General features: G+C 48.2%; 21 protein-coding genes and 2 other RNA genes. 12 read left to right on the top strand and 11 right to left on the bottom strand.

The window, feature by feature from the left end; all coding sequences use genetic code 11:
- Positions 1–62 precede the first annotated feature (62 nt).
- Positions 63–268, top strand: a non-coding RNA gene (gene ssrS, locus JOY44_RS15710) — 6S RNA.
- Between the two features lie 96 nt (positions 269–364).
- Here ssrS and rnpB read toward each other — a convergent pair.
- From rnpB to ntcA, 5 genes are all read right to left on the bottom strand, one after another.
- An RNA gene (rnpB, locus tag JOY44_RS15705) (RNase P RNA component class A) lies at positions 365–785 on the bottom strand.
- Positions 786–838: 53 nt separating this feature from the next.
- Positions 839–1,552 (bottom strand): hypothetical protein, encoded by a 714-nt coding sequence (locus tag JOY44_RS15700; RefSeq protein ID WP_171574590.1) that lies wholly within the window; start codon positions 1,550–1,552, stop codon positions 839–841.
- Positions 1,549–2,760, bottom strand: a complete 1,212-nt coding sequence (corA, locus tag JOY44_RS15695; RefSeq protein ID WP_171574589.1) for a magnesium/cobalt transporter CorA — start codon at positions 2,758–2,760, stop codon at positions 1,549–1,551. The genes JOY44_RS15700 and corA overlap by 4 nt, the downstream gene beginning before the upstream one ends.
- Positions 2,761–2,840: 80 nt before the next feature.
- Positions 2,841–4,208 carry a DUF3084 domain-containing protein gene (locus JOY44_RS15690; protein ID WP_171574588.1) on the bottom strand — a complete coding sequence of 456 codons (1,368 nt, stop codon included), beginning with the start codon at positions 4,206–4,208 and terminating at the stop codon, positions 2,841–2,843.
- 155 nt (positions 4,209–4,363) lie between these two features.
- Positions 4,364–5,035 (bottom strand): global nitrogen regulator NtcA, encoded by a 672-nt coding sequence (gene ntcA / locus JOY44_RS15685; RefSeq protein ID WP_171574587.1) that lies wholly within the window; start codon positions 5,033–5,035, stop codon positions 4,364–4,366.
- Between the two features lie 377 nt (positions 5,036–5,412).
- Between ntcA and fabI the strand changes: the two genes are divergently transcribed.
- Both fabI and pcrA read left to right on the top strand, forming a co-directional pair.
- Complete coding sequence (gene fabI, locus JOY44_RS15680; RefSeq protein ID WP_171574586.1) at positions 5,413–6,192, top strand: enoyl-ACP reductase FabI; 780 nt, start codon at positions 5,413–5,415, stop codon at positions 6,190–6,192.
- Positions 6,193–6,352: 160 nt separating this feature from the next.
- Positions 6,353–8,704, top strand: coding sequence for a DNA helicase PcrA (gene pcrA, locus JOY44_RS15675; RefSeq protein ID WP_171574585.1), 2,352 nt, complete (start codon positions 6,353–6,355; stop codon positions 8,702–8,704).
- 3 nt (positions 8,705–8,707) lie between these two features.
- On the opposite strand, the gene JOY44_RS15670 is transcribed toward pcrA, so the two are convergent.
- Both JOY44_RS15670 and clpS read right to left on the bottom strand, forming a co-directional pair.
- Positions 8,708–9,565 carry a CPBP family intramembrane glutamic endopeptidase gene (locus JOY44_RS15670; protein ID WP_171574584.1) on the bottom strand — a complete coding sequence of 286 codons (858 nt, stop codon included), beginning with the start codon at positions 9,563–9,565 and terminating at the stop codon, positions 8,708–8,710.
- A 13-nt stretch (positions 9,566–9,578) separates the two neighbouring features.
- Positions 9,579–9,860, bottom strand: coding sequence for an ATP-dependent Clp protease adapter ClpS (gene clpS, locus JOY44_RS15665; RefSeq protein ID WP_171574583.1), 282 nt, complete (start codon positions 9,858–9,860; stop codon positions 9,579–9,581).
- 321 nt (positions 9,861–10,181) lie between these two features.
- Here clpS and JOY44_RS15660 point away from each other — a divergent pair, with 321 nt between their 5' ends.
- The 7 genes from JOY44_RS15660 (at position 10,182) to JOY44_RS15630 (ending at position 17,336) form a co-directional block, all read left to right on the top strand.
- On the top strand, positions 10,182–10,385 hold the full coding sequence (locus JOY44_RS15660) for a DUF751 family protein (protein ID WP_197985477.1): 204 nt from the start codon (positions 10,182–10,184) through the stop codon (positions 10,383–10,385).
- A 52-nt stretch (positions 10,386–10,437) separates the two neighbouring features.
- Positions 10,438–10,953: a 30S ribosome-binding factor RbfA gene (gene rbfA / locus JOY44_RS15655; protein ID WP_171574582.1), complete on the top strand. Its 516-nt coding sequence runs from the start codon at positions 10,438–10,440 to the stop codon at positions 10,951–10,953.
- Positions 10,954–11,007: 54 nt separating this feature from the next.
- Positions 11,008–12,645 carry a glycoside hydrolase family 3 protein gene (locus JOY44_RS15650; protein ID WP_171574581.1) on the top strand — a complete coding sequence of 546 codons (1,638 nt, stop codon included), beginning with the start codon at positions 11,008–11,010 and terminating at the stop codon, positions 12,643–12,645.
- 85 nt (positions 12,646–12,730) lie between these two features.
- Positions 12,731–13,819 (top strand): chorismate synthase, encoded by a 1,089-nt coding sequence (gene aroC / locus JOY44_RS15645; protein WP_171574580.1) that lies wholly within the window; start codon positions 12,731–12,733, stop codon positions 13,817–13,819.
- A 205-nt stretch (positions 13,820–14,024) separates the two neighbouring features.
- On the top strand, positions 14,025–15,056 hold the full coding sequence (locus JOY44_RS15640) for an ABC transporter substrate-binding protein (RefSeq protein WP_171574579.1): 1,032 nt from the start codon (positions 14,025–14,027) through the stop codon (positions 15,054–15,056).
- Positions 15,053–16,801: a sensor histidine kinase gene (locus tag JOY44_RS15635; protein ID WP_197985476.1), complete on the top strand. Its 1,749-nt coding sequence runs from the start codon at positions 15,053–15,055 to the stop codon at positions 16,799–16,801. The genes JOY44_RS15640 and JOY44_RS15635 overlap by 4 nt, the downstream gene beginning before the upstream one ends.
- Before the next feature lie 82 nt (positions 16,802–16,883).
- Positions 16,884–17,336, top strand: a complete 453-nt coding sequence (locus tag JOY44_RS15630) for an SH3 domain-containing protein (RefSeq protein ID WP_171574578.1) — start codon at positions 16,884–16,886, stop codon at positions 17,334–17,336.
- A 113-nt stretch (positions 17,337–17,449) separates the two neighbouring features.
- Here the strand turns inward: JOY44_RS15630 and trxA are convergent, their stop codons facing one another.
- The 3 genes from trxA to ftsH form a co-directional block, all read right to left on the bottom strand.
- Complete coding sequence (gene trxA, locus JOY44_RS15625; protein ID WP_171574577.1) at positions 17,450–17,773, bottom strand: thioredoxin; 324 nt, start codon at positions 17,771–17,773, stop codon at positions 17,450–17,452.
- 313 nt (positions 17,774–18,086) lie between these two features.
- Positions 18,087–19,250 (bottom strand): GuaB3 family IMP dehydrogenase-related protein, encoded by a 1,164-nt coding sequence (locus JOY44_RS15620; protein ID WP_171574576.1) that lies wholly within the window; start codon positions 19,248–19,250, stop codon positions 18,087–18,089.
- Between the two features lie 149 nt (positions 19,251–19,399).
- Complete coding sequence (gene ftsH / locus JOY44_RS15615) at positions 19,400–21,307, bottom strand: ATP-dependent zinc metalloprotease FtsH (RefSeq protein WP_171574575.1); 1,908 nt, start codon at positions 21,305–21,307, stop codon at positions 19,400–19,402.
- 259 nt (positions 21,308–21,566) lie between these two features.
- On the opposite strand from ftsH, the gene dnaK reads away from it, so the two are divergent.
- Both dnaK and JOY44_RS15605 read left to right on the top strand, forming a co-directional pair.
- The gene (dnaK, locus tag JOY44_RS15610; RefSeq protein ID WP_171574574.1) at positions 21,567–23,456 is read left to right on the top strand and encodes a molecular chaperone DnaK; all 1,890 of its coding nucleotides are present in this window, start codon (positions 21,567–21,569) and stop codon (positions 23,454–23,456) included.
- A 307-nt stretch (positions 23,457–23,763) separates the two neighbouring features.
- Positions 23,764–25,131, top strand: coding sequence for a gluconeogenesis factor YvcK family protein (locus JOY44_RS15605; protein WP_171574573.1), 1,368 nt, complete (start codon positions 23,764–23,766; stop codon positions 25,129–25,131).
- A 40-nt stretch (positions 25,132–25,171) separates the two neighbouring features.
- On the opposite strand, the gene JOY44_RS15600 is transcribed toward JOY44_RS15605, so the two are convergent.
- Entirely contained in the window at positions 25,172–25,783 is a 612-nt protein-coding gene (locus JOY44_RS15600) for a hypothetical protein (RefSeq protein ID WP_171574572.1), read from the bottom strand.
- Between the last annotated feature and the right edge of the window lie 209 nt (positions 25,784–25,992).

Genomic DNA, 25,992 nt, shown 5'->3' with positions numbered 1-25,992 from the left:
CTGCCTCCGAATCCTCTTCTTCTGACTCGCCACAGGCGTAGATACCCGCTAGAATGATCAAAGGTTTACTACGGCGTTGGTGACTACCAATAATGTTTTATGATCTATGCCTTCTGAATACGGGAACTTACAAAGTCTGGCGGCAGTAGACCGGGCATGTAACCAGAAATGGGCATGTAATCCCGGAAACTTAAAGCACAGGCAGTTGGTACCCACCTGGTCTCGCACCAGGTCAAAAACTGAGGTAAGACGGCGTTGCGGTAAACTCATTAGCTTTTGAGTGCCTCTGTTCATATTGAACAGGGGCATTTTTGATTTTATGAGCTGGATTTTTTGAGCTAATTTTATTAGGCTAAGAGGTTAAGGAAAGAGCAGGACATAAGCCGGGTTCTGTTCACCTTAAAAAGGGGACGGTTATCTGTCTAAGGCGGCTGTTGCCAAACGCCTCTAGCGGACTCGCAAAGACGCATTGCATCCCTGCCGGAGCGGGGAAAAGACCAACCTTCGCTCCTACTGCCTTGCATCCAACCGGGGTTTACCTAGCCAGCACTTCTCAATGCTGCTGGTGCGCTCTTACCGCACCCTTGCACCCTTACCTGTGAAAAGAATAGCGTGAGGTTAGAAAGCCTTAGCCTCTAGCCCCTAGCCCCTGTTCCATCGGCGGTATATTTCTGTGGCACTATCCTCACGATCGCTCGCACTGGGCGTTACCCAGCAAGTTTGGTCTTTCGGAAGCCCGGACTTTCCTCGAACTGCAAGCAGCTCGCAACCATCTCGCCTACTCTTTCCAAACCCAGTGTAGTTGAAGAGGCTGGAGATTAGGGATTGGAGAAAGATTCTAATCTTTGGGGTTCCATGGTAATCCAGCTTGCCAGGGCAATTTTTTCAAAATGAACTTGCAGCGTAGTTGGATGCGATTGCCCTCTCCACTGTAGGTAGAGCCAATCAATCGCAGCGCCAGATCTAGGCTAAACTCCAACGGGTCTATCCTGCTGACGAATCGGGCGTATTTTTTTTGGGGAGGCTCATCTTTACTTTTTTTAAGCGCTTCAAAGTTTAGCAGCGGTTTACTCACTTCCATTTCCAGCGCGACCGCAGAATCTTTGTCGCTCGGCTCTTTCCGTTTCAAAACGTCTTCTGCGGTAATGATTTCTTTTAAGGTTGCACCAGGAGGAACAGTACTAAAAACCTGGTTTTGAAACAGATCTAAAGTGGTGCCAGGAACAAGACGAGTCACGCGGCGCGATCGCCCTTGCAAATCGGTTGTGGCGCAATAGTCCCAATCAATGCAGATAGAGTGGGTCTGGGATTTATTGGTCACCTTGACCCCAAACTGTTTGAGCTTGTCATCTTTACCAAACTCGTAGCGCTTCTCAAAATCAAACCCAACGCCTACGACATCCTGAAGATTTTGATTGTTTAACTGCTGATTCAGGGTTTCAGCATCCAAAGAAACCGTATATTCATCATTAAAACTGCTCACAATCTTGGACAATGCCCAAGCGATGAAAACTAAATAAATCACCAAAATAATAGAATCAATGGGTCTCATCGAGAATTGCCTGACCCTCCATGTTTTTTGTCAGCCACACTAGCGGCAGACTTCGCGAGTGACATATTATCAAACCAACCGCGTCGCCAAAACAGAGCCACCATTGCGATCGCAGTAGCTACCATCACCGCCAAACAGATTGGATAGCCCCAATAGGCGTTTAACTCTGGCATATTGTATGGCGATTTTTCAGTATTAAAGTTCATGCCATAAACTCCAGCAATGAACGTCAACGGGATAAAGATAGAAGACGTAATCGTCAATACTTTCATCACTTCATTCATCTTGTTGCTAACGGATGACAGATAAATATCCATCAAGCTAGAAGCCAGTTCTCGATAGGTTTCTACCATATCTAACACCTGGATCGCGTGGTCGTAGCAGTCACGCAAGTAAACGCGCACATCATTGCTAATCAAGTCACTACCATCTCGAATCAAGGCATTAATGGCATCGCGCTGAGGCCAAATTGCCCGACGCAATGTTAGTAGATCACGTTTAAGATCATGAATCTTTTGCAGGGTTTGACGATTAGGATTCGCCACGACCTCATCTTCTAGTTCTTCAAGCTGTTCACCATAAATCTCTAGGACTGGGAAGAACCCATCGATAATGGAATCGAGCAGAGCATAGGTCAGATAATCAACACCATTACAGCGAATTGAGCCTTTGCCGGTGCGAATGCGCTCTCGGATTGGACCAAAGCTATCGTAGCGGGGTTCTTCTTGAACCGTTAGCAAGTAGTGCCTGCCAAGGATAAAACTGACCTGCTCACTTTCAAACGATTCCTCATCATCTCGCAGGGTTACCATACGAGCGATAATCAACAGTTGCTCTGAATGTTCTTCCACTTTAGGGCGCTGAGGCACGTTGACCACGTCCTCCAACACCAGCGGGTGTAGCTTAAAAACCTTTCCCAATCGCTGCATGATATCTTCATTTCCAAACCCTTTCACATCCACCCAAGAGATTGATTCTGTATCGAGATAGGGGGCAATTTCTTCGGGTGTCTCTAGTTCGCAGCGAACAGCTTCCTCTTTACAATAATCAATTAAGACGATAACGGGTGGGGGCGATTTGGGGTCAATATCAAGTGTGCCTGGACTCTCGCCGGGGGTGTGATAGTGATAGTCAATGTAGGAGTTCTCGTCCTCAAGGTCGGGAGGAACTGTTTGGATCACGGGGTGGCGCACGCGATGGTCTACCATGCAAAGAAACCTCTAACCAATTTTCAAGAAGGACGATCGCCAGGAGTTAATGATTGCAGTTTACTGTAGCTGTTGCAGAGTTATTGAGATCGCAATAACTCCTTGCCATTCTGCACCGCAACCAAATTTACCTTTAGAGGACCGGCTGTAAATGTAGTTTCCGTGGCAATCGTTCGTAGCTCTATCGTTTCGTTATAGCCTTGCAGCTTTTCGATAAATGCAAGCAGATCTTGCACACGTCCATCGCCAATTTGCACCGTATCCGTCAAAATTCCCAAACGCCGCGCCCGGAATCCTGCCGCTGTCACTAAGAGATTAATTCGCTGCTGAATTTGAACCTCACTCAGGGTCGCTGGATTAAGGGACGTGGCAGCAATCAGATCATCTTCTCGAAAAACAACCTGGTTGCGAGCAGCTTCTGCAAAAACCTGAACTAAGTTCTCTCCAGTTAGATAATTGGCAGCCGCAGAAATGCGCACCACGTAATCTTGACCATTGCTCACTTGCTTGATCAGTTGATCCACTTCGGCTTGTGTAATTTGAATAATTTGCCCCTGCGGTTTTGTGCCGGGTCGCACAAGCTGAGTTGCGGCTCGATTCGCTTCTCGCAAAAGTTGATCGATCGCGGTTTGAGTAGAGCGCGGGTCAAGAATCCGAACCACCGCCGAAGAAAGTACCTGCCCTCGCTGAATTGCTACGTTACCCCGGCGCAATCCCTCCGCTTCTCGATCCAACTTGCCAATTTCTTGCACCAAAAGATCTTGCTGAGCTTCTAGCTGTTTCAATCGCCCTTCTCGCTCATTGATAACCGCGTTTTTTGCGTTAATTTCCTCTTCCGCCACTGCCACAACTCGACTACGTTCTGCTTGCAGTTGGCTAATATTTGAGCGAAATTGCAATACTTGCTCAGATATGGTGGCGAGCTGACTACGGTTTTGTTGAAGTTGACTACGGTTTTGTTCGAGGGTGCGTTGGATTGCAACGCGATCGCTCATGGCGCGGTTGCGCTCGGCGATCGCACTTTTTAAGGAACCGCCAATCGTTGCAATCTGTTTTTGAGTATTAGTCAGTTGCTTTTGGGCAGCAATTTCTTGGGCTTTTGCCCGGTTTAATTCCGCTTCAGTGCGTTTCTTTTGAGCTTGAGCGGTTTCTAGCTGACTTTTTGCACCCTTGAGGTCAGCCCGTGCCCATCTCAGCTTGCGTTGAATAGTGCCTAACTCAAATACTCCAGTGCGCAAGGGACCGCTGGTTGCAAACAAAATTCCCAATGTAGAGGCGGCAACTACGATCCCGGTCAAAATGGTAATCAAGGTCGCCGTGCGACGAGGGCGCAAATTAAACAGGCTGAGGCGAGCTTTACCGACTTTTGTACCAATGCGATCGCCCACCGTCGCAATCACACCACCAATCACCAAAATTGCAACTATCAGGATCAGCCCTGTAGACATCGCTGCTCCAAACCAAAACGCCCTAACCTTTGCAATGCAAACAGGGGTAACTTCATCTATAGCCTACCCCATGAATCTTTTATGGTGACTTGCCGCTAACAGGTAATTTGTGAGGGCAAAACTCTTATTTTTAATGAATCCCTAGCCTCAGACCATTAAGTAAACTGCTGACTTAAGGTTACAGGATTATGAACAGTGATTTTTTTCTTATGAATTGAAATCATATTGTCTTGCCGCAAGTCGCCTAAAAGCCGAGTGACGGTCACGCGCGTCGATCCTATCGCTTCAGCGATCGCTTGATGAGAGAGCTTCAGATCGATCGTAATTCCTTCCTTACTTGGCGTGCCAAAATCTCGGCAAAGAATCAACAAAAAGCTGACTAATCGAGAACCCATATCTCGATGTGCCAACGTTTCAATCATCATTTCGGTCTGCAAAATTCGTGAAGACAAGCCTTGCAGCAAAATCATCGATAGATCAGGGTTATCTTTTAGAGCCTTTTCTACCTGCTCAATGGGCACCGAAAGCAACTCCACAGGCGTAAATGCCACCGCATGATAAAAGCGATCGGAACGGTGCCCTGTAATCAGCGATAGCACCCCAAACACACTATTTTCTCTCAATAGTGCGACTGTGATTTCTTCTCCAGCTTCATATACTCTAGAAAGCTTGACTGCTCCCTTAACTAGAAAGTAAACGCGCTCAGCAGGATCGCCTGGAAAGAAAATCGTTTTTCCCCGCTCAAACGACTCAACAACGGGTGGAAACACCCCACTTCCCATCTGACGAAATACCGATGCCAGTGGTTTATCTTGCGTCACAACCATATTCCCCTGCTCGGAGTCCTTATTACGCTACGCATACTCGTCAATAAAACTGTTGAATGCCAACGATTCAACTTTGTAACTTAGAACACTTAAACGTACTCCCGAAGGTTTTTTTGTACCCTCTGTTACAAAGCGGGGCGATAGCACCCCCATGAAAAGGGCTGAAGTCAGTCATCTCAAGGTTTCTTCAATGCCCAAAAGGTATATTGATTAACAGTATGTTAACCGCAGCTCAGCAAATTGAACAAAATTCATTGTGAAAAGACTTGCTGAGTGAAGTTTCAACTATCGCTTAAGAACCTTTGAACTAGTTCACTTGCTATCTTTATATCTTATATTTCAGTATCCTCATAGTTGCCCTCAAAGTATTGATCGCCATGCTGGATTTGACTGGAAAAAACGCCCTTGTTACCGGAATTGCCAATAACCGCTCGATCGCCTGGGGCATTGCCCAACAGCTGCACAAAGCCGGAGCGAACATCGGTATTTCCTATTTGCCTGATGAAAAAGGGAAGATGGAAAAAAAGGTGGCTGAGCTAGTAGAACCGCTCAATCCCAGTGTGTTTGTTCCACTCAACGTTCAAGACGATGCTCAAATTCAATCCGCTTTTGCAACAGTAGGCGAAAAGTGGGGCAGGATTGATATTTTGATTCATTGTCTAGCGTTTGCGAACCGAGATGACTTAACCGGGGGCTTTGTGGAAACCTCTCGCTCAGGTTTTGCCACAGCCCTCGATATCAGCACCTACTCCCTGGTCAAACTTTGTGGTGCGGCAAAACCATTGATGACTCAAGGTGGCAGTATTGTCACGCTTACCTATTTAGGCGGAGTCCGAGTGATCCCCAATTACAACGTTATGGGCATTGCCAAAGCAGGTTTGGAAATGAGCGTCCGGTACTTGGCGGCAGAATTGGGTCCTCAAAATATTCGGGTGAATGGCATTTCCGCTGGACCTATTCGCACCCTAGCATCCTCGGCTGTAGGTGGCATTTTGGACATGATTCATCATGTGGAAGCAGTCGCACCCTTACGCCGCACAGTCACCCAAACAGAAGTGGGAAACACCGCAGCCTTCTTGTGCAGCGATCTGTCAAGCGGCATGACGGGACAAATTCTCTATGTCGATGCTGGCTACGAAATTTTGGGCATGGCTTAGGTCAAAGCTCCGGGTTTACACCACCATTCATTTGTTAAACCCGGATGAATAAAAGGCGATCGCGTCCAGCAAACCCCAGTAAACCCTAGTCAAACTCCACAGGATTCAGCAAGATGCGATAACCTTATTTAGAAACCGCACCTTCCACAAAATAGCCTCCATGAGCCAGACCCTCGATATCAGCCACCTCAATTCCTCTCAGCGTCGGGCCGTAGAACATTACTGCGGACCGCTGTTAGTAGTAGCAGGAGCGGGTTCTGGCAAAACGCGGGCACTTACCTACCGCATTGCGAACCTGGTTTTAAACCATCGAGTCGATCCCGAAAATATTTTGGCGGTCACCTTCACCAACAAAGCCGCACGGGAAATGAAGGAGCGGATCGAAAAGCTATTTGCTGATCAAAAAGCCCGCATCGATTTTGGCAAACCATTAGATGCGCTCTCTCCGGGTGAACAAATCCGGCTGAAATCTCATGTCTACAAAACGATTACCAAAGAGCTTTGGATTGGTACGTTCCATGCTCTTTGTGCCCGAATTTTACGCCTTGATATTGAAAAATATCAAGATAGCAGTGGGCGCAAATGGACGCGCAACTTTTCCATTTTTGACGAGTCGGATGCTCAAAGTTTAGTTAAGGAAATCGTCACTCAAAAACTCAACTTGGACGACAAAAAATTTGATCCGAAATCGGTTCGCTATGCCATCAGCAACGCTAAAAATAAGAGCCTTTCGCCCCAAGACTTAGAAAAAGATCAGTCCAATTTTCGCGGACGGGTGATTGCGAATGTTTACAACATGTATCAAGACACGTTGTCGGCAAATAACGCGCTGGATTTTGACGATCTGATTCTTACGCCAGTCCACCTATTGAAACAAAATGAGCAAGTTCGCGCGTATTGGCACAAGCGTTTTCGCCATGTTCTGGTCGATGAATACCAAGATACCAATCGAACGCAGTACGATCTAATTAGTCTGCTTGTAACTAATGGCGCGAACTCTAACGCCTTTAAAGATTGGGACTATCGCTCCGTGTTTGTGGTAGGCGATGCGGATCAATCTATTTATTCGTTTCGGGCAGCAGATTTCACAATTTTGATGGGTTTTCAGGACGATTTTGGCGATCGCTTGCACGACGATGACACCCGCACGATGGTCAAGCTAGAGGAAAACTACCGCTCCACGCGAAACATCTTAGAAGTCGCCAATCAACTGATCGATAACAACACTGAGCGCATTGATAAGGTCCTAAAGCCGACGCGCGGTGAGGGTGAACCGATCTTTTTGTATCGAGCCGATGACGAAACCTCAGAAGCAGAATTTGTCAGCAATCAAATTCGTCAGTTAGAAACAAAGCACCCCGAACTGCACTATGGCAAATTTGCCATTTTGTATCGCACCAATGCCCAATCGCGAGCAATGGAAGACTCGCTGGTAAGGTTGCAAATTCCTTATAAAGTTGTAGGCGGCTTGCGCTTCTATGATCGCAAAGAAGTGAAGGACGTGCTGGGCTACCTGAGAGCGATCGCGAACCCCTTTGATACGATTAGCTTGCTGCGCGTGATCAACACTCCTCGGCGCGGCATCGGCAAAACCACCATCGATTCTTTGGTCAAAGCCTCCCAAGAATTGAGCGTGCCACTCTGGGAAATTTTGTCAGACGAAACCTCGGTCAAATCTTTAGCAGGTCGGTCTTCCAAAGGGGTGCTTCAGTTTGCTCAGATTATTCAAAAATGGCGACATGAACTGGATTCTTGTTCCGCCAGCGAAATTGCTCAGGGCGTACTCGAAGACTCTGGCTATGTAGAAGACCTGAAAACACAGGGAACCGACGAAGCGACTGATCGCCTAGAAAACGTACAGGAGCTTTATAACGCTGTTCTGCAATTTGAGGAAAACAACGACGATCCAAGCTTGCTTGGTTTTCTAGCAAGCGCATCGTTAGCGTCTGACCTGGATAATTTAGGTGAAGAAGATCAAAAAGTCTCCTTGATGACGTTGCATTCCTCAAAAGGACTGGAATTTCCAGTTGTGTTTTTAATCGGTCTAGAGCAAGGTTTGTTTCCTAACTACCGTTCGATGGAAGATCCGGCTGCCTTAGAAGAAGAACGGCGGCTCTGTTATGTGGGGATCACCCGCGCCCAAGAGCGACTGTTTATTTCCTATGCACGAGAACGCCGATTGTATGGCACCCGTGAACCTGCTAGCCCATCGCTATTTCTGGCGGAGTTGCCCAGAGAATTGCTCAATTCCAATGTTGCAGCAGCGATTCCTAGTAAATGGACGAAGCCGATTTCTGAAATTCGTCGGAATAAAAGCGAATCACGCAATATGCCTAATAGCCATGCCAATGATTGGAGCGTGGGCGATCGCCTGATTCATAAAGCCTTTGGCCAAGGGGAAGTGACCCGCATCTTTGGTGCAGGCAATAAGATTTGCTTGGCGGTAAAGTTTCCGGGCTTAGGACAAAAGATTATTGATCCTAAAATGACCCCAATTCAGCGAGAAGATTAGGATTCACCACTTTGAACCCGCTAGTCGGCGCTGAGCATAGTGACGCATAGCGATCGCTAAGCCAACCAGAAACAGAAAACCCATTAATCCCACTAAAGGATTGCGATTAATGCCCGTAACCCAGACAGGCACGCGATCGGTGTATTGGATAAGCTTACCCACTTCGAGTAAGTAGTTACCGAAGACAAGTCCTGCGTGAAGCCCCATCGGCAATCCTAGTCTTCCCCGCAGCCTTTTGAACCCTCTGTAGTCTTTTCCCGACGGTTCATAGCTTGCCCGTTTTGTCCAAACGAGAGCGATTCCTAAGCACAGTAGAGATGGAAACGCCAATAGGTTGAAATGGATGACAGCAAACGCGATCGCGTTGATCCAAAGACATCCTAAAGGCGTATAGTCACGCTGGAGTTCATCAAATAGCCAGCCGCGAAATAGCAACTCTTCTGCAAAAGCGATCGCCACCGACACTAATAATCCTTCCAGCAAAATCTTTGGGAAAATAGCAGTGGGCGACTGCCACTCTACAAACCCAAACAGTGTTTCCACTCCAAACAACAGCAATAAACTGAAGAAACCAATGCCTAAGCCGGTAATTAGCTCTAAGCCAATACGTGGGGTAAACTCCAGTCCATACTGCCAAAAAACGCGAGGTTCTCGGTGAATTTGTTTTCCCCAAATTCTGACCAACCCAATAAATTCTAGATACAGAACCGTGATCGATAGGATGCTGGCAAGATTTTTATCCGCAACGAGCCAATATCCGGCGATCGCAAACGGTGCCCATAGGAGCAGCAAAACGCCCACAAAAATAGCCACCCGTGCAGGTGCAGGATAGCGGCTGATTTGAGATAAGAAGACCTTCAATCCAACATCCTGTTTATTCGTCTGGTTCGATTGTGCTGATTAAACCATGCATCTTTAAGGTTTCACAGTAAAACTCAGCATGTTCTTGCTCACAAGTAATGACCAAGGCTAGTCCGTTGGTATGAGCTTCCATCATAATATCGACGGCTTGGGGCTGCGTCAGGTTTGGAACGGTAGTTATTAAAACCTGTACAACGTGTTCCATGGAGTTGAAATCATCATTGTGAAGCAAAACCCGGTAGCGAGGGGCAAGCTTACGCACTGTTGAAGACTTTGCAATAGTTTCGACCGCCACGACTTTAATCCTTTGTACTAACTATCCAGATCAACCAAAAGTTATTAAGCTGAAATACTTTATTTAAAGCACCTTACGGAGCCACAATTTAGACTCATTGATATAAGGTTTACATTGCTTAATCCTATTTATAACACTCAACTTAAATGGGATTACCTCCTCAGCCCAAGTTTAGCCATACAAATCTAAGAAGATTTCCACTTGATTCATCTTCATCCTTACTAATAGCCGCTGATTATAGGTCGCTTGTCCTAAAATCTTAGAAAGATACGCGCATTGAATTGCATTGACCGTTCATTAATCACTTCGCATAGCAGGATTATGGAGAACTTTTGGAATACCGTCTCTAAATACCCAGTTTTTGTTGCTGGAACAATTCTTGGTGTGTTTTTGAATGCTGTGAAGCCGCTAGCACCGTTGCTCAAAAATCCTGTTACAGCGATCGCGCTGGTCGGTGTAGCCGTTGGCGGTTTTGCCTTTCTTGTCTTTACCCTGCGCGCCATGCTGGGGTTGCAGCAGTTTTAAGACTAACCGCATTTTTGGCTTCATAGGCATCATTGAAAGGGAGAATTAAACAATGGCTACAGATCGACGGGTTGCCCGTGTTTCAGAACTGATTCGACGGGAGGTCAGCCAAATGCTGATGATGGATATCAAAGACGATCGCGTTGGTGCTGGCATGGTCAGCGTTACCGATGTGACCGTTGCCGGAGATCTACAGCACGCCAAGATTTTTGTCAGCATTTACGGTGACTCAGCAGCGAAGGCTGAGACAATGGAAGGGTTGAAGGCTGCTACAAGTTTCGTTCGCGGCGAATTGGGACGACGCATTCGCCTCCGTCGGACTCCAGAAGTCGTCTTTCTAGAAGATATTGGTTTAGAGCGGGGCGATCGCGTTCTCACACTGCTCAATCAACTCAGCCAAGAACGATCACCCGACGCTATCGAAGGGAGCGAAGCGGCTCCCCTGGCTACTACAACTAATATTCAAAGCGACTTAGATAACGACGATGAGGAAGACGAATTTGAGGACGAAGAAGATGAATTTGAGGGAGATGAATTTGAGGACAGCCAGCCACCCGTGAAATTATAGAAGCACATTGCTTTTGCTGTCTATTTCCTGTTTCCTTCTGTCTTTTTCCGCCTTATGCAGTCTTTCCTTCCTCACCTCGACTCGCTTTCTCTGGCTGCCCAAGTGGCTCAAATGGTCGTGGTTCGCGCCTCTGGCCACTTGTTTGATCATCAAATTCGATATCCTGCTTGGGAACCAACTGCAAAAATCCTGGAATCTTGGATTACTGATTTGGGCGTGGGTGGCGTGATTTTGCTGGGAGGGAGTGCGGCAGAAGTAGCGCTGCGAACTCAACAGTTGCAAGATTGGGCGCAGGTTCCTCTATTAATCGCGGCTGATGTAGAAGAAGGGGTCGGGCAACGGTTTGCTGGAGCGACTTGGTTTCCGCCCCCGATGGCGATCGCGGCAGTTTATCAACACAATCCCGATCTGGCAAAACATTACGCTGAGCAGATGGCAGCCATCACCGCTCAGGAAGCCCAAGCGATCGGACTGAATTGGGTGCTGGCTCCGCTGGTGGATGTCAACAATAATCCTGACAACCCTGTGATTAACGTGCGGGCATTTGGCGAAACGCCGGAAACGGTGAGTGAACTAGCAACAGCGTTTATTCGAGGCGCAAAACCTTACCCAGTGCTGACGGTTGCCAAACATTTTCCCGGTCATGGCGACACGACGGTCGATTCTCACTTAAAGCTTCCCGTGATTCCCCACGATTTGGATCGCTTGCAGCAAATCGAACTGCCGCCATTTCAAGCCGCGATCTCGGCGGGTGTCGATTCGGTCATGAGCGCCCACTTGCAAATTCCAGCCCTCGATCCGACCTATCCTGCGACGCTGTCTTACAAAATTTTGACTCAAGAGTTACGCCACAAACTTGGGTTTGAGGGATTGATTGTCACCGATGCGCTGGTGATGGGCGCGATCGCCGATGGCTATGGTGCCAACGAAGCCGCTGTGCTTGCCGTAGAAGCGGGAGCCGATATTTTGCTGATGCCCGTTGACCCAGAGGGTGCAATTGAGGCAGTGTGCAGCGCGGTGGACGCAGGGCGAATTACCCCTGAGCAAATTCGTGATTCTGTAGAGCGGATTTGGACGGCAAAACAAAAGGCGTGCGCGCCTCCCTTGAAAGAAACGACTTCCCATGCCTGGGAGTCAATCCAGCCGATCGTGCAACCAAAAGAGTTAACGGCGCAGTTGGCGCAACCCACTGCGATCGCGTTAGTTGACTCAATTTTGCAAGACTCGCTACGAGTTCATACCCCATGTTTATCGCGCTTGGCGAATCAACTCTTTCAGGGCAGTCGAAATTTAATTATCCTAGACGATGCCTTAGAGTGCGATGTGATTGGAAACTCTACGCCAGCGGTGACCCTTCCTGCCAGCAAAGGATATCAGCTACAACTAATTGATTCCCATACTCCCACCGATGCGCTCAATCGCGCCAGTCTTCACCAGCCGCCGACCCTGCTGCAACTTTTTATTCGAGGCAATCCATTTCGCGGCAGCGCCGGACTCAACCAAACTGCCCAAGGGTGGCTGCAATTTCTACTTGACTCCGAGCAACTGCAAGCCTTGGTCATTTATGGCAGCCCGTATATTCTGGATCAATTTGCGCCAACCTTACCGCCTAACGTTCCTTATGTGTTTAGCTACGGGCAAATGCCCCAAGCTCAGGCGATCGCCCTCGAAGCGCTGTTTTCAGCAGCATAGACATCAGTTGGATAGAAATGGGGCATTCTTTCCGCTACGATAAAACCTCTAAGCGTGATTAAATAAGCGTGATTAAATCGTCAGCATGGGTAATACTTTCGGTCATTTGTTTCGGGTTACGACCTTTGGCGAATCGCATGGCGGCGGTGTGGGCGTTGTGATTGATGGGTGCCCACCGCGTTTAGAAATTTCAACCGAAGAGATTCAGTTTGAACTGGATCGCCGTCGCCCGGGTCAAAGCAAGATCACTACGCCGCGCAAAGAAGCCGATCGCTGCGAAATTCTGTCTGGCATGTTTGAAGGGAAAACCACGGGTACTCCCATATCGATTTTGGTACGCAACCAAGACCAGCGATCACAAGATTACGACGAAATGGCAGTGAAGTATCGCCCTTCTCATGCCGATGCTACCTATGATGCCAAATACGGCATTCGCAACTATCAGGGCGGGGGGCGCTCTTCCGCACGCGAGACAATTGGGCGCGTTGCGGCTGGAGCGATCGCAAAAGCGATTCTTCGCCAAGCCGCTGGAGTAGAGATTATTGGCTACGTCAAGCGGATTAAAGATTTGGAAGGGGCGATCGATTCAGAAACAGTGACTTTGGAGCAAGTGGAAAGCAATATTGTCCGGTGTCCCGATGGCGAGGCAGCAGAGCGCATGATCGAGTTAGTCGAGCGCTTTCGAGATCAGGGCGATTCTTTGGGCGGTGTCGTCGAGTGTGTGGCGCGGCATGTGCCTAAAGGGCTAGGAATGCCAGTTTTTGACAAGCTAGAAGCCGATTTAGCCAAAGCGGTGATGTCTTTACCAGCGACCAAAGGCTTTGAAATTGGCTCAGGCTTTGCGGGGACACTGATGGCTGGCAGCGAACATAACGACGAATTTTATACCGATGATCACGGCAACATTCGCACGGTAACGAATCGCTCTGGCGGTGTGCAGGGCGGTATTTCCAACGGGGAAACGATTCTAATTCGGGTTGCGTTTAAACCCACAGCGACCATTCGCAAAGAACAAAAAACTGTGACGCGAGAGGGAGAAGAAGTGACTTTAGCAGCCAAAGGGCGACATGATCCCTGCGTGTTGCCTCGTGCTGTGCCCATGGTGGAAGCGATGATGGCATTGGTACTTTGTGACCATCTGCTGCGTCAACAGGGGCAATGCGGCGTGCTGTAATTTTGAATGGTTAACAACCCGCAACAACGTTATCTCACAGATCTATCGGGGAACATTGAATATGGCTCTTACAAGCGTCGATTGCACAAAGTTAATTGTGTAATCGACGCTAAGTTAAGGGTCGTTTGACCAAGAGATCATTTTGTCACAAACCACTTAAAGCGTGGATGAGTGTGCAACAGTTGAGCAGTTGCTGGTTTAACCTATGAGCAAACAAGGCAGGAATAAGGGGCAACGGTGGCGATCGCTCAGCGGATTATGTCTGATCGCGTTGATCATGAGCCTGATGGTAAACGCCTGTAGCCTGGGTCAAACGCCTCAACTGAAACCGTTAAAGATTGGCATTACTACATGGCCTGGTTTTGACGTAGTGCGCTATGCCAAGTCAGCCGACCTATTCAAAAAATATGGCTTGGAAGTTGAACTGGTGCAGTTTGAGAATCAGCAAGATTCTGCCCGTGCTGTCCTTCGAGGTCGAGGATCGCTGGATGCCGCCTTTGCATCCTTGTGGGATGTCGTTCAAGTCGATCCTGGCACCGACAAACCAGCCGTTGTTTTGGTAACAAATATTTCGCATGGCGCAGATGGCATCGTCACGCAACCCGGCATTAAGTCAGTTGAAGCCTTACGTGGCAAACGGGTTGGTGCCAAACTGGGCACGGTGAATCATCTGATTTTGCTCGAAGCCCTGAAACTGCATCGCGTTAAGCCAGCAGAGGTGACGATCGAAGATGTTTCCAATGAATCCGCCGTTGAACTAATGGCAAAGGGTAAATTGGACGGTGCGGTAATCTGGGAGCCACTCTTGGGCGACACTGCGAAAAAAATTAAGGGCAACATCGTCTACACGACCAAAGAAATCGACAGTCTCGTGATTGATACTCTGGTGTCACGATCAAGCACCATTACGGCAAAGAAGGCAGAATTTACCCAATTTATCTCCACCTGGCTGGATGTGATGCATGCCGTCGATGTAGAACCCAAAGCCGTTTATGAGCAAGTTGGGCAGCAAATCGGTCAAAGTGGTGCGTCCTTTGGCAGCGACTATGCCGGACTCAAAAAAGGTGACATCCCCTTACAGAAACGAATGTTCCAGTCGCAGGATAGGCTGAAACAGGCGATCGCTCAAATGTCGCAGCTCTTGAAGGATGACCCCCGTGCTGGACGTGCAGCACGCGAAGATATTGAAATTAATGCTGAACCTATAACTACCGCAATCAACGGTTGGAAGCCTTGAAACAGCGATTTCGGTTACGCCAACAAAGTCTCTCAAAACAACTCTTGCTTGGTTTTGGACTCTCACTCACGACGGTTGGACTCACGACTTTGTGGGTCAACTATCGTCTCATTCAAACAGATTTAGCTCAGCAGGTGCATCAACAAGCCCAAACAATCACCCAATCGCTGGAGTTTGCTACCGAGGGGTTGCTGGCGATCGAGAACCGAAGTATTCTGCGGCGAGTGGTGCAAAACTACGCCACCTTACCTGCCGTCGTTGAGGTTGCCATTGTGAGTCCTGATGGTCTGATTTGGGCGCATAGCACACAAGGCACATTGCAGTTCTCTCGCCGGGACAGTAGCCCTTACAAAACCAAGCATCCAGAGTTGACAACAGCCATTGAGCAAGCCTCACTGATAGGTACAGAAATCAGCCAAGAAACGGTTGTGAACAGCAAACCAGCACTGGTACATATTTTGCCCTTTAGCAGCGTGTTGTTTGGCACATCAGGACGCAGGGGCTTGGCAGTCGCGATCGTCGATCTGAAACAGATGCAGTTCGAGGCTGAAAAATCATTTTTCACCTCTACCCTAGTTTTATTAATTGGCGTTGTATGTATTCTCTTGTTCATGGGCATCCTTATCCATCGCACCGTATTGCGCCCACTGAATGCTCTCAACGATGCTGTTACAAGCAGCAAACAGACGGGCGTTTTTACGATGCCTCAAATAGTACTCGCTAGTGAAATTCGGTTTCTGGCAACGACCTTCGACACGGTACTCAAAAAATTACAAACGCATAACCAATTAAAATCGGAGATTACTCAACGCAAGCAAGTCGAAGCGGAATTACGGGAAAGTGAAGCCAGCGAAAAGCAAAAATCCCGCGAGCTGGAACAGACGCTTCAGGAACTTCGGCACACCCAAATGCAGCTTGTACAAAGTGAGAAAATGTCGAGTCTGGGGCAACTTGTGGCGGGTGTTGCACACGAAATCAACAATCCGGTCAATTTTATTCACGGCAATCTGCATCATGCTAGTCAGTACACGCAGGACTTACTTGACTTATTGCGGCTTTACCAAGAGTACAATCCAGCACCTACTGTCGCTATTCAAACTGTTACAGAAGAGATCGACTTGGAGTTTCTGCGAGAGGATTTACCGAAACTTCTTGTTTCGATGCAAGTTGGTGCTGACCGCATTCGCGAAATTGTGAAGTCACTGAGATCGTTCTCGCGGCTTGATGAAGCCGAAGTGAAAGATGTAGATATTCACGAAGGCATCGACAGTACGCTGATGATTCTCCATAATCGGCTGAAGTCAAAGTCTGACTATCCCGCTATTCAGGTCGTGAAAGATTACGGCGACCTACCCAGAATTGAGTGCTATGCTGGGCAACTCAACCAAGTGTTTATGAACATTCTCAGCAATGCGATCGATGCCCTAGATGAGCAGAATCAGCAGCGATCGCCAGCCGAAGTTATGGATCGACCGAGCATCATTAGTCTTCAGACAAGAGTAGTCGGCACGGACAGCGTGGAGATTCAAGTCGCTGATAACGGTCCCGGCATCCCCGAAGCAGTGCAAAAACGCTTGTTCGATCCTTTCTTTACGACTAAAGCTGTAGGCAAAGGAACAGGCATGGGCATGTCTATCAGCCATCAGATCATCACTGAACGACATAAAGGTAAATTGGAGTGCCATTCGTCACCACCCCAGGGCGCAGCTTTTGTGATAAGGATTCCAATTCGCCAAACCTATTAAACGACTATTCGCATCTGTAAAGTTCGGTTAGTAATCACGCGCGATCGCTTAAAATTGCCAGGTCATTGATGAGTACATCAGCATGAATGGGTCAGGGCTTCTTAAAGCATTGAGTGGTTGTTTGGTAGCGATCGCATTAATAGCCGGCGGTGGATTTCTCGCTGCCCAATATTTGATTGCCCAATTTACGACTCCGCCCCCAAAACCGATGTTCGTTAATGACAAACCAACGCCCAAGCCTCAGCCGACAGCGATCGCGACCAAACCCAAGCCGCCACAATCAAAAACAACTCCAAGCGCGACTCCTTCACCTAAACCCAGTGGAGAAGGCTACCAAGCAAGAATTACCCTATCTGAAGGCTTAAATGTGCGATCAAATCCTGCTGTGGATTCTGACCGGGTGGGTGGCATTGACTTTGATGAAGAAGTAACCGTTTTGGAAGAAACTCCAAATCAGGAATGGCAGCGGGTGCGAGTGAAAACTAGCAATGTAGAAGGCTGGATTAAATCAGGCTATACCGAACGGATAAATTGAGCAATGGAAAAGCCCCAAGCGATCGCTTGGGGCTTTTAGGATAAAAAATCATTTCTACAATACTTCGCTGACCTATCACGTCTTCTTTAAGGAAAAAAGTACGTGATAGACCATTAAAGATATTTCTCTAAAGTCGTCGCGAGAGTAGTTTTAGGAACGGCTCCCACAACCATATCTACCCGCTGTCCACCCTTAAAAATCATTAGAGTAGGAATACTGCGAATACCATACTGACTTGCGACAGTTGGGTTCTCATCAGTATTTAACTTAACAACCTTAACTTGTCCCTCGTATTGAGTGGAAATCTCATCTACGATCGGTGCTACCATTCGGCACGGACCACACCAGGGAGCCCAAAAATCAACTAAAACTGGAACTTCGCTTTCAAGAACTTCTTGTTTAAACGTAGAATCCGTAACCTGTGCGGCGGATGACATGCTCAAAAATCCTTGCCTAAACATGTTTTAGATATCCTACCATAGCCAGAAGATACCCTTTTTAAATAGACTCTCGATATGCAAACATAATTGCAAAGACAAACCGCTTAACTGCTGGCTTTTTCCATACTCTTTAAAATAAGGAACCGCCCGAACGATGTTCAGGCGGAGTGTGGTGTGAGGAGTGAACGGAAACTTTCGTCTCCGCTCTCTTTATTGTAAGCGACCCAAATCATTTTTCCAGGGGTTGTGAAAAAGACCGAAGAAGTTTTGAGAATTAAGACTAACTCGACCTGATTCTTTGCTTTAACCTCTATTTTCCCATACCCAACTGCTGTGCTTTTTGATAAACCTTTCCTTCAGTCAACAAGGAAGGAGCAATGACAACCTCAACCTGCTGCATTTCCTTTATATCTTTTGCACCCAGAGTGCCCATACTAGTTTTAAGCGCCCCTAGCAGGTTGTGGGTGCCGTCATCTAACTGAGCAGGTCCCCGCAAGATTTGTTCTAAGGTGCCTGTAGCACCCACTTTAATACGGGTGCCCCGTGGCAGAATGGGGCTTGGAGTTGCCATGCCCCAGTGATAGCCGCGACCGGGGGCTTCTTTTGCTCTGGCAAAGGGTGATCCAATCATTACGCCATCGGCACCACAAGCGATGCACTTACAAATGTCGCCTCCTGTAATTAAACCGCCATCAGCAATAATCGGCACATAGTTGCCAGTATCTCGATGATAATCATCACGCGCCGCTGCACAGTCAGCGATCGCAGTTGCTTGAGGGATACCTACCCCTAGCACTCCGCGTGACGTACAGGCAGCACCCGGTCCAATTCCCACCAATACCGCTGCTGCTCCTGCTTTCATTAGGTTTAGCGCAACTTCATAAGTCACACAGTTACCTAAAATTACAGGAATTGGCATTTCTAGGCAGAAGTTTGCTAGATCCAACGGTGTCACTGACTCTGGCGAGAGATGCGCGGTCGAAACTACGGTTGCTTGAATAAAAAACAGGTCGGCTCCCGCTTTGGCAACTGTTTCACCATATTTTGTTGCTCCAATGGGAGTGGCACTGACGGCGGCAATCCCGCCCTGCTGCTTAATCTCTTGAATTCGCTGGGTAATCAGTTCAACTTTGATAGGTTCTGCATACAACTCCTGCATCAACGCGACAAACTCGTCGTTGCCTACCGATGCAATGCGATCGAGAATGGGATTTGGATCGGCATATCGGGTTTGAATGCCTTCTAGATTCAGCACCCCTAATGCGCCCAATTGAGATAAATGCACTGCCATATCAACATCTATAACCCCATCCATCGCACTAGCAATAATGGGAATTTCTCGGTCAATGCCACCGATCGTCCAGTGAGTGTCTGCTAAAACCGGGTCGAGAGTTCGCAATCCTGGAACGAGTGCGATTTCATCAATACCATATGCTCTGCGGGCAGTCTTGCCCCTGCCAATTTGAATGTCCACGCTCTTTTACCCAAACCTATTTAAGCTAGACTACCAAATTTCTAAGTTGGAGTGTTGCGGAGTGTTTGTTAAAACTAAAAGCGATCGCCCTCAGCATCGATTTCTCAAAATGCTAAGGGCAATCGCTATTTAGCTAAACTGAGGCTGGCTTAAAGTGCTGGCGCAGCAACAGGGAGTTCACGGTAGGCTTCTACAATCTGCCGAAATTCGTCGCCTTCAATCGTTTCTTTGTCGAGTAATACCTCAACTAGCTGATCCACTAAGGAACGATTCTCCCGAATAATCCGACGGGCTTCTTCGTAGCAGTCCAACGCGATCGCTCGCACTTGGCGGTCGATTTGAGTAGAAACTTCCTCAGAATACTCTTGCCGTGGCATCATGCTTCGTCCCAAAAAGACTTCGCCACTTGGGCTTTCCAACGCAACCAAACCCATATCAGACATGCCGTAGCGGGTGACCATTTCTCTAGCTAGCTCAGCAACAGCTTTAATGTCGCCGCTAGCTCCAGCAGTTATTTCTGCTGAACCAAAGACCTCTTCTTCAGAGGCCCGTCCGCCTAAGGCAATGGTGATGCGATCGGTCATCCACGATCGCGTATATAGTCCGCTATCAATCATTTCTTCGTTAAACGATTGTTGAGCAAAGCCCCCTATGCCGCCCGATCGCGGAATAATCGTAACTTTATTTAACGGATCAGAATTCTTCAGCAGAGTCATCAGCAGGGCATGACCAACTTCGTGATAGGCAATCAACCGTTTTTTCTTGCTGTCTAATAAAGGAGTTAGGGTTAACCCAATGGTCACGCGGTCGATCGCGTCGTCCACTTCCAACATGGAGACGGCTTCTTTGTGGCGACGGGCAGTGAGAATGGCGGCTTCATTGAGTAGATTGGCGAGATCTGCACCTGAAAATCCAGGAGTGCGACGGGCGATCGCTTCTAAAGAGATATCTGGCTCCAGCTTTTTATCTCTGGCATGAACTTCTAAAATGCCAAGCCGACCGCCGTAGGTGGGCAAATCTACTGAAATTTGGCGGTCAAAGCGACCGGGTCGGAGCAGTGCCGTATCCAAAACATCGGGGCGATTTGTTGCCGCAATGATGATGATGCCAGTGTTGCCTTCAAATCCATCCATTTCGGTGAGCAACTGGTTTAGGGTCTGTTCCCGCTCATCATTGCCGCCACCGATGCCAGTCCCGCGTTGCCGTCCAACGGCATCAATTTCATCGATAAAGATAATGCAGGGTGCGTTCTCTTTGGCTTTTTTAAACAAATCGCGGACGCGAGAGGCACCCACGCCGACGAACATTTCTACAAACTCAGAGCCAGAGATGCTGAAAAATGGAACTCCGGCTTCTCCCGCGATCGCTTTGGCAAGCAGCGTTTTTCCAGTTCCAGGCGGACCAATCAGCAACACACCCTTTGGAATTCTTGCTCCAACTGCCGTAAACTTTTCTGGCTTTTTCAAAAAGGTAACTACTTCTTGTAGTTCTTCCTTGGCTTCCTCGATCCCCGCCACATCGTCAAACATGACTCCAGTTTTGGCTTCCATCTGAAATCGGGCGCGAGATTTACCAAAGTTGAGCGCCTGACCCGGACCACCCGGCGAATTTGCAGAGCGCCGAATGATTAGCAGCAAGCCACCTAGTAGAAGTAAAAACAAAAGCAAATGAGCTAGCAATCCCATAACGGCGCTGTTATCGGCGGAGGGCTGGATCGCCAAATTCACCTTGTTGTCTCGCGCTCTTTTAATTAGCTCAGGATAATTATCAAACAGAGCAACTTCTTGAGCTGCATCCTTTTTTTCTTGACCTTCAATTTTGACTCTGGCAACCTGCTGAACCGGATCAACTTCAATCTTGGTAACTTTGCCGTTATCAATGTTTACTAACAGGTCGCTGTAGCTCATGGGTTCACGGTTGGAACCGCCACTGGCGATCGCGGGAACTGTTAATGTTAGCCCTTGGGCAACAACCCATAGAGCAGTAATCAACCCTTTTGCAGCCGAATTGCGTAACGGAAGTGGTTTTACCAATGCTTTAGTCCAGAATCCTTTCATACGGATCGCCCTTCTGTTCTCCAGGTTCTTTTTCTAAGGTTGGCTGTCTTCTCTTAACAGCTTTCTCTGAGCAGCTATGGAGCGCGCCTTAGATGTTTAGTTTAGCTTGCTTTCATCCTAGATGACTTGGGTAATCCGTCAGTAGGCGATTCCCGTGTACGGCAATCACCCGTATTAACAGAGGTGCTAGCCGAACCCTTAGTTGAGTCCTTCCTGGATATTGTGGATACATGCGGAAATGGAAAAGAGGTTAAGCGTTATGGCTAAGGTAGTTGGAATCGACTTGGGAACGACAAATTCTTGTGTGGCGGTCATGGAGGGTGGACAGCCTATAGTAATTGCTAACGCAGAAGGTGGACGCACCACGCCATCAGTCGTGGCATATGCAAAAAATGGCGATCGCCTAGTCGGGCAAATTGCCAAACGTCAAGCGGTAATGAACCCTGAAAACACGATTTACTCCGTCAAGCGTTTTATTGGACGGCAGTACAGTGAAGTGAGTCAGGAATCGAAACAGGTTTCCTACAAAGTAGAGCAAGACGGCAGCAGCGTTAAAATTGCTTCTCCTGCTGCAAACAAGAAATTTGCTCCTGAAGAAATCTCGGCGCAAGTGTTGCGGAAATTAGTAGACGATGCCAGCAAGTATTTAGGTGATAAAGTCACCCAAGCGGTCATTACCGTTCCTGCTTACTTTAACGATTCCCAACGTCAGGCAACCAAAGACGCGGGTAAAATTGCTGGAATTGAAGTGCTTCGCATTGTTAATGAACCCACTGCGGCAGCCTTGGCTTACGGCTTAGATAAGAAAAACAACGAAACTATTCTTGTATTTGACTTGGGTGGTGGCACGTTTGACGTATCCCTGCTAGAAGTGGGCGACGGTGTAGTCGAAGTGAAATCTACCAGTGGCGACACTCATTTAGGGGGTGACGACTTTGATAAAAAAATCGTAGATTGGATTGCCGTTGAATTCCAAAAAATGGAAGGCGTTGATTTGCGGAAAGACAAGCAGGCATTGCAACGCCTGACTGAAGCAGCAGAAAAAGCCAAGATTGAGCTTTCTGGTGCAACCCAGGCAGGTATCAATTTGCCTTTCATTACTGCAACTCAAGATGGACCGAAACACATCGATTTAACACTAACTCGCGTCGAGTTTGAGAAACTAGCTGCGGATCTGCTCGATCGCTGCCGGGTTCCCGTGGAGCAAGCCATCCGCGATGCTAAGTTGACGGCTGCTGATATCGACGAGGTGGTGTTAGTTGGCGGCTCCACTCGCATTCCAGCAGTGCAAGCCTTGGTGCAAAAAATTACGGGCAAAGACCCCAACATGACTGTTAACCCTGATGAAGTGGTGGCAGTAGGGGCAGCAGTGCAAGCGGGTGTGCTGTCGGGTGAGGTAACCGACATGCTGCTGCTAGATGTGACTCCTTTATCGTTGGGCGTGGAAACGATGGGCGGTGTGATGACCCGCATCATTCCTCGCAACACGACGGTTCCCACCAAAAAATCGGAGGTCTTCTCCACTGCTGTGGATGGACAGTCCAATGTAGAAATCCATGTGCTTCAAGGTGAGCGAGAAATGTCGAACGACAACAAGAGCTTAGGAACCTTCCGATTGGATGGCATTCCCTCTGCTCCTCGCGGCATTCCTCAAATTGAAGTCACTTTTGACTTGGATGCCAACGGTATTCTGTCCGTTTCTGCCAAAGACAAAGGCACGGGCAAGGTGCAATCCATTCAAATCAGTGGCGCTTCTACCCTGGATAAATCCGAAGTGGAACGCATGGTGGAAGATGCGAAGCGGAACGCAGACAGCGATCGCCAACGTCGTGAACAGGTAGATACCAAAAACAACGCTGAAGCCTTGGTATACCAAGCTGAAAAGCAACTGCAAGACTTGAATGGTCAAGTGCCTGCGGCAGATAAGAGCCGAGTGGAAGAATTGGTCAAAAATCTACGTGAGTCTGTTACCCGTGAAGACTACGACCAGATGAAATCGCTCACTGATGAGTTGCAGCAAGCCTTGATGCAAGTAGGTCAGGCAATCTACGCGAATGCAAACGCTGCTGGTGAAAACGAAGCTACCAGCTCGACTGCAAACACTGACGATGTGGTTGATGCTGACTTTGTGGATAGCAACAGCAAGTAACTGACTTGACAGGGCTGAAGGTTGATTGATTATAAATAATGAGGAATGGGATTACGGTCCTGTTCCTCATTTTTTGTAGGTGATGCAGCTGCTGTAGAGGAATCCGCAAAACGCCTCTACAGGACTTTACACACAAAGCCTAAAGCGTGATTCACAATACGAGACAGGCGATCGCTTAATTTCGGCTCACAAAATCTGAAGATTTGTCACAAAAAGTGTAGGTATTCAAGTGACCGTGCTGCTAAAGTCGAAACCGATTAAAGTATTCTCGACACCTGTTCTCCAGCACTCTTTTTTCTAACCTACAATGACCATTGGCTTACTGAAACAGGCAATCCACGCACTGCGACACGAATCCATCAGCCGAACTCCTGTCCGTGTAAATCGGTGGTTTAAGTGGATGGCACCGGGGCTATATGTCAAACGCTGGCTGTTGCTGAGCGCCGCCGGAGTATCTCTCGCCACCTTGGGAATTGCTATTTCAATGAAGTGGACTCCTGTCTTTCGCACAACCCAGTTTTTTGGGTGGATTTTGCAGCAGACTACCGAAATTATTCCCAGTTATGTCAGTGGACCCTTAGTGGTTGGGGGTGGATTGCTGCTGGTGTGGTGGGGGCAGTCACGCACGTTAGATGCAATCACAGAAGTGTTGATGCCCAACGGTAATGAGGATCTGATTGATGTGCTGCTGGCACATCGTCGCTTAAATCGAGGACCCAAAATTGTAGTGGTTGGCGGCGGCACAGGACTTTCAACGTTGCTGCGAGGGTTAAAGCAGTACAGCGCTAATATCACCGCGATCGTGACGGTGGCGGATGATGGCGGTTCTTCTGGAAGGTTGCGGCGCGAAATTGGCGTGCTGCCACCAGGCGATATTCGAAACTGTTTGGCGGCGTTGGCAGATGAAGAAAAACTAATGACCGAACTGTTTCAGTATCGTTTTCAAGCAGGAGATGGCTTAACTGGGCATAGCTTTGGCAACTTGTTTTTAACGGCAATGAACGAAATCACGGGCGATCTGGAGCAGGCGATCGCTGCCAGTTCTCGCGTTTTGGCCGTTCGGGGAGAGGTGTTGCCAGCCACGCTCAGCGATGTGCGCCTGTGGGCAGATCTGACCGACGGCAGGCGAATTGAGGGAGAATCAAGCATTACCGAAGCTTGTGGCGCGATCGTTCGTGTGGGCTGTACGCCTGAAAATCCACCTGCTTTACCCAAAGCGCTAGTCGCCATTCGGGAAGCGGATTTTATTATTATTGGTCCTGGTAGCTTGTATACCAGCATTATTCCAAATCTGCTAGTACCTGACATTGCCGACGCGATCGCCCGATCTAAAGCGCCCCGTATCTACGTATGCAACATCATGACCCAAGAAGGTGAAACCCAAGGCTACAGCGTTGGCGATCATATCCAAGCGATTGATCGGGCCTGCGGTAAGCCTTTATTTGAAGCGGTCTTAGTCCAAAAACAGATGCCGACCGCTAAAGCTTTGATTCGCTATGCCCAAGAAAACTCTAATCCGGTACCCCTTGATCGCGATGTAGTCAGTCGGCTAGGACGACGGATCGTTCTAGCAAACGTGATCGACGAAGAGGAACATACCGGAGTGGTTCGCCATAACCCCGAAGCGTTGGCTCGTATTTTATTTCGCTGGTTTACAAAGGTTCAAGGCTTGTAATTGCAGTGTGTAGAAACGCGATCGCCAACGCCTCAGGATATTAGCCTTTTTGCTTTATCGTTTTGCGGAGCCAAACTCCTACCCCAACCAGCGTTGCGCCTAAAACAGTGCTGGGTTCAGGGGCAGCGACACTGCTTGGGGAGGCGCTCCAAGAGCCAGAGCCAAAAGAGGGAGCAAGTCCTGTAATGGATTGCACCCAAGAGCCACCCCAACCAGCAGAATTTTGTTCTCCGCCTCGCAGCGAAAACTGTCGGGTGCCAAAGGCTGCATCTCCAAAAAACCAGGTATCAACGATAGCGATGCCAGAGCGACCAATCACTTGCTGCCCAAGATTTTTGGGGTCAGTGGGCTGCCACCAAGTAACACCGGGGCGATCGCTTAAGCTCCACTCTTTTCCTAGCACTGTTGCAGAAAAACTGGTCAAGGCATTGTCTACCTCAAACCCAAACGGAGCAGCAATTGGAATCGTTTGCACAAAGGTTAAAGCTTGATCATCATAGCTAAACTCACCATTTCCAATGGGTTTGCCAGCGTTATCGAAAAAGGACAAACCCCAAGTAAGGATCGCCGCTTGAGCAGGTGTTGCGCTGGTGCCAACGCCCACAACTACACTAAACGCGATCGCGGCGGTTTTCTGATAGATTTTTTGCATCTGCTTTTTCCCTAATTGTCAAAATTGCTAGTAGAGCACCGCTGAGACAACTCACAGAACTGTCAACCTTAGAATTGATGGGCTTAAATCCGGAGAGGCAGATAAGAAACCGTTAGAAATCAGAAGCGATTGAATTTACTCATTAAATTGCGATCGCTCTGGTTAGATGACCTCCAAAGTTTATCTATCTATCGCAATAAATCAAGTGT

It is taken from the genome of Leptolyngbya sp. Cla-17 (genome assembly GCF_016807185.1).
Lineage (GTDB): Bacteria > Cyanobacteriota > Cyanobacteriia > Leptolyngbyales > Leptolyngbyaceae > ULC077BIN1.
The sequence above is the reverse complement of the archived record's forward strand: the minus strand, read 5'-3'. Positions and strand labels throughout refer to the sequence as shown.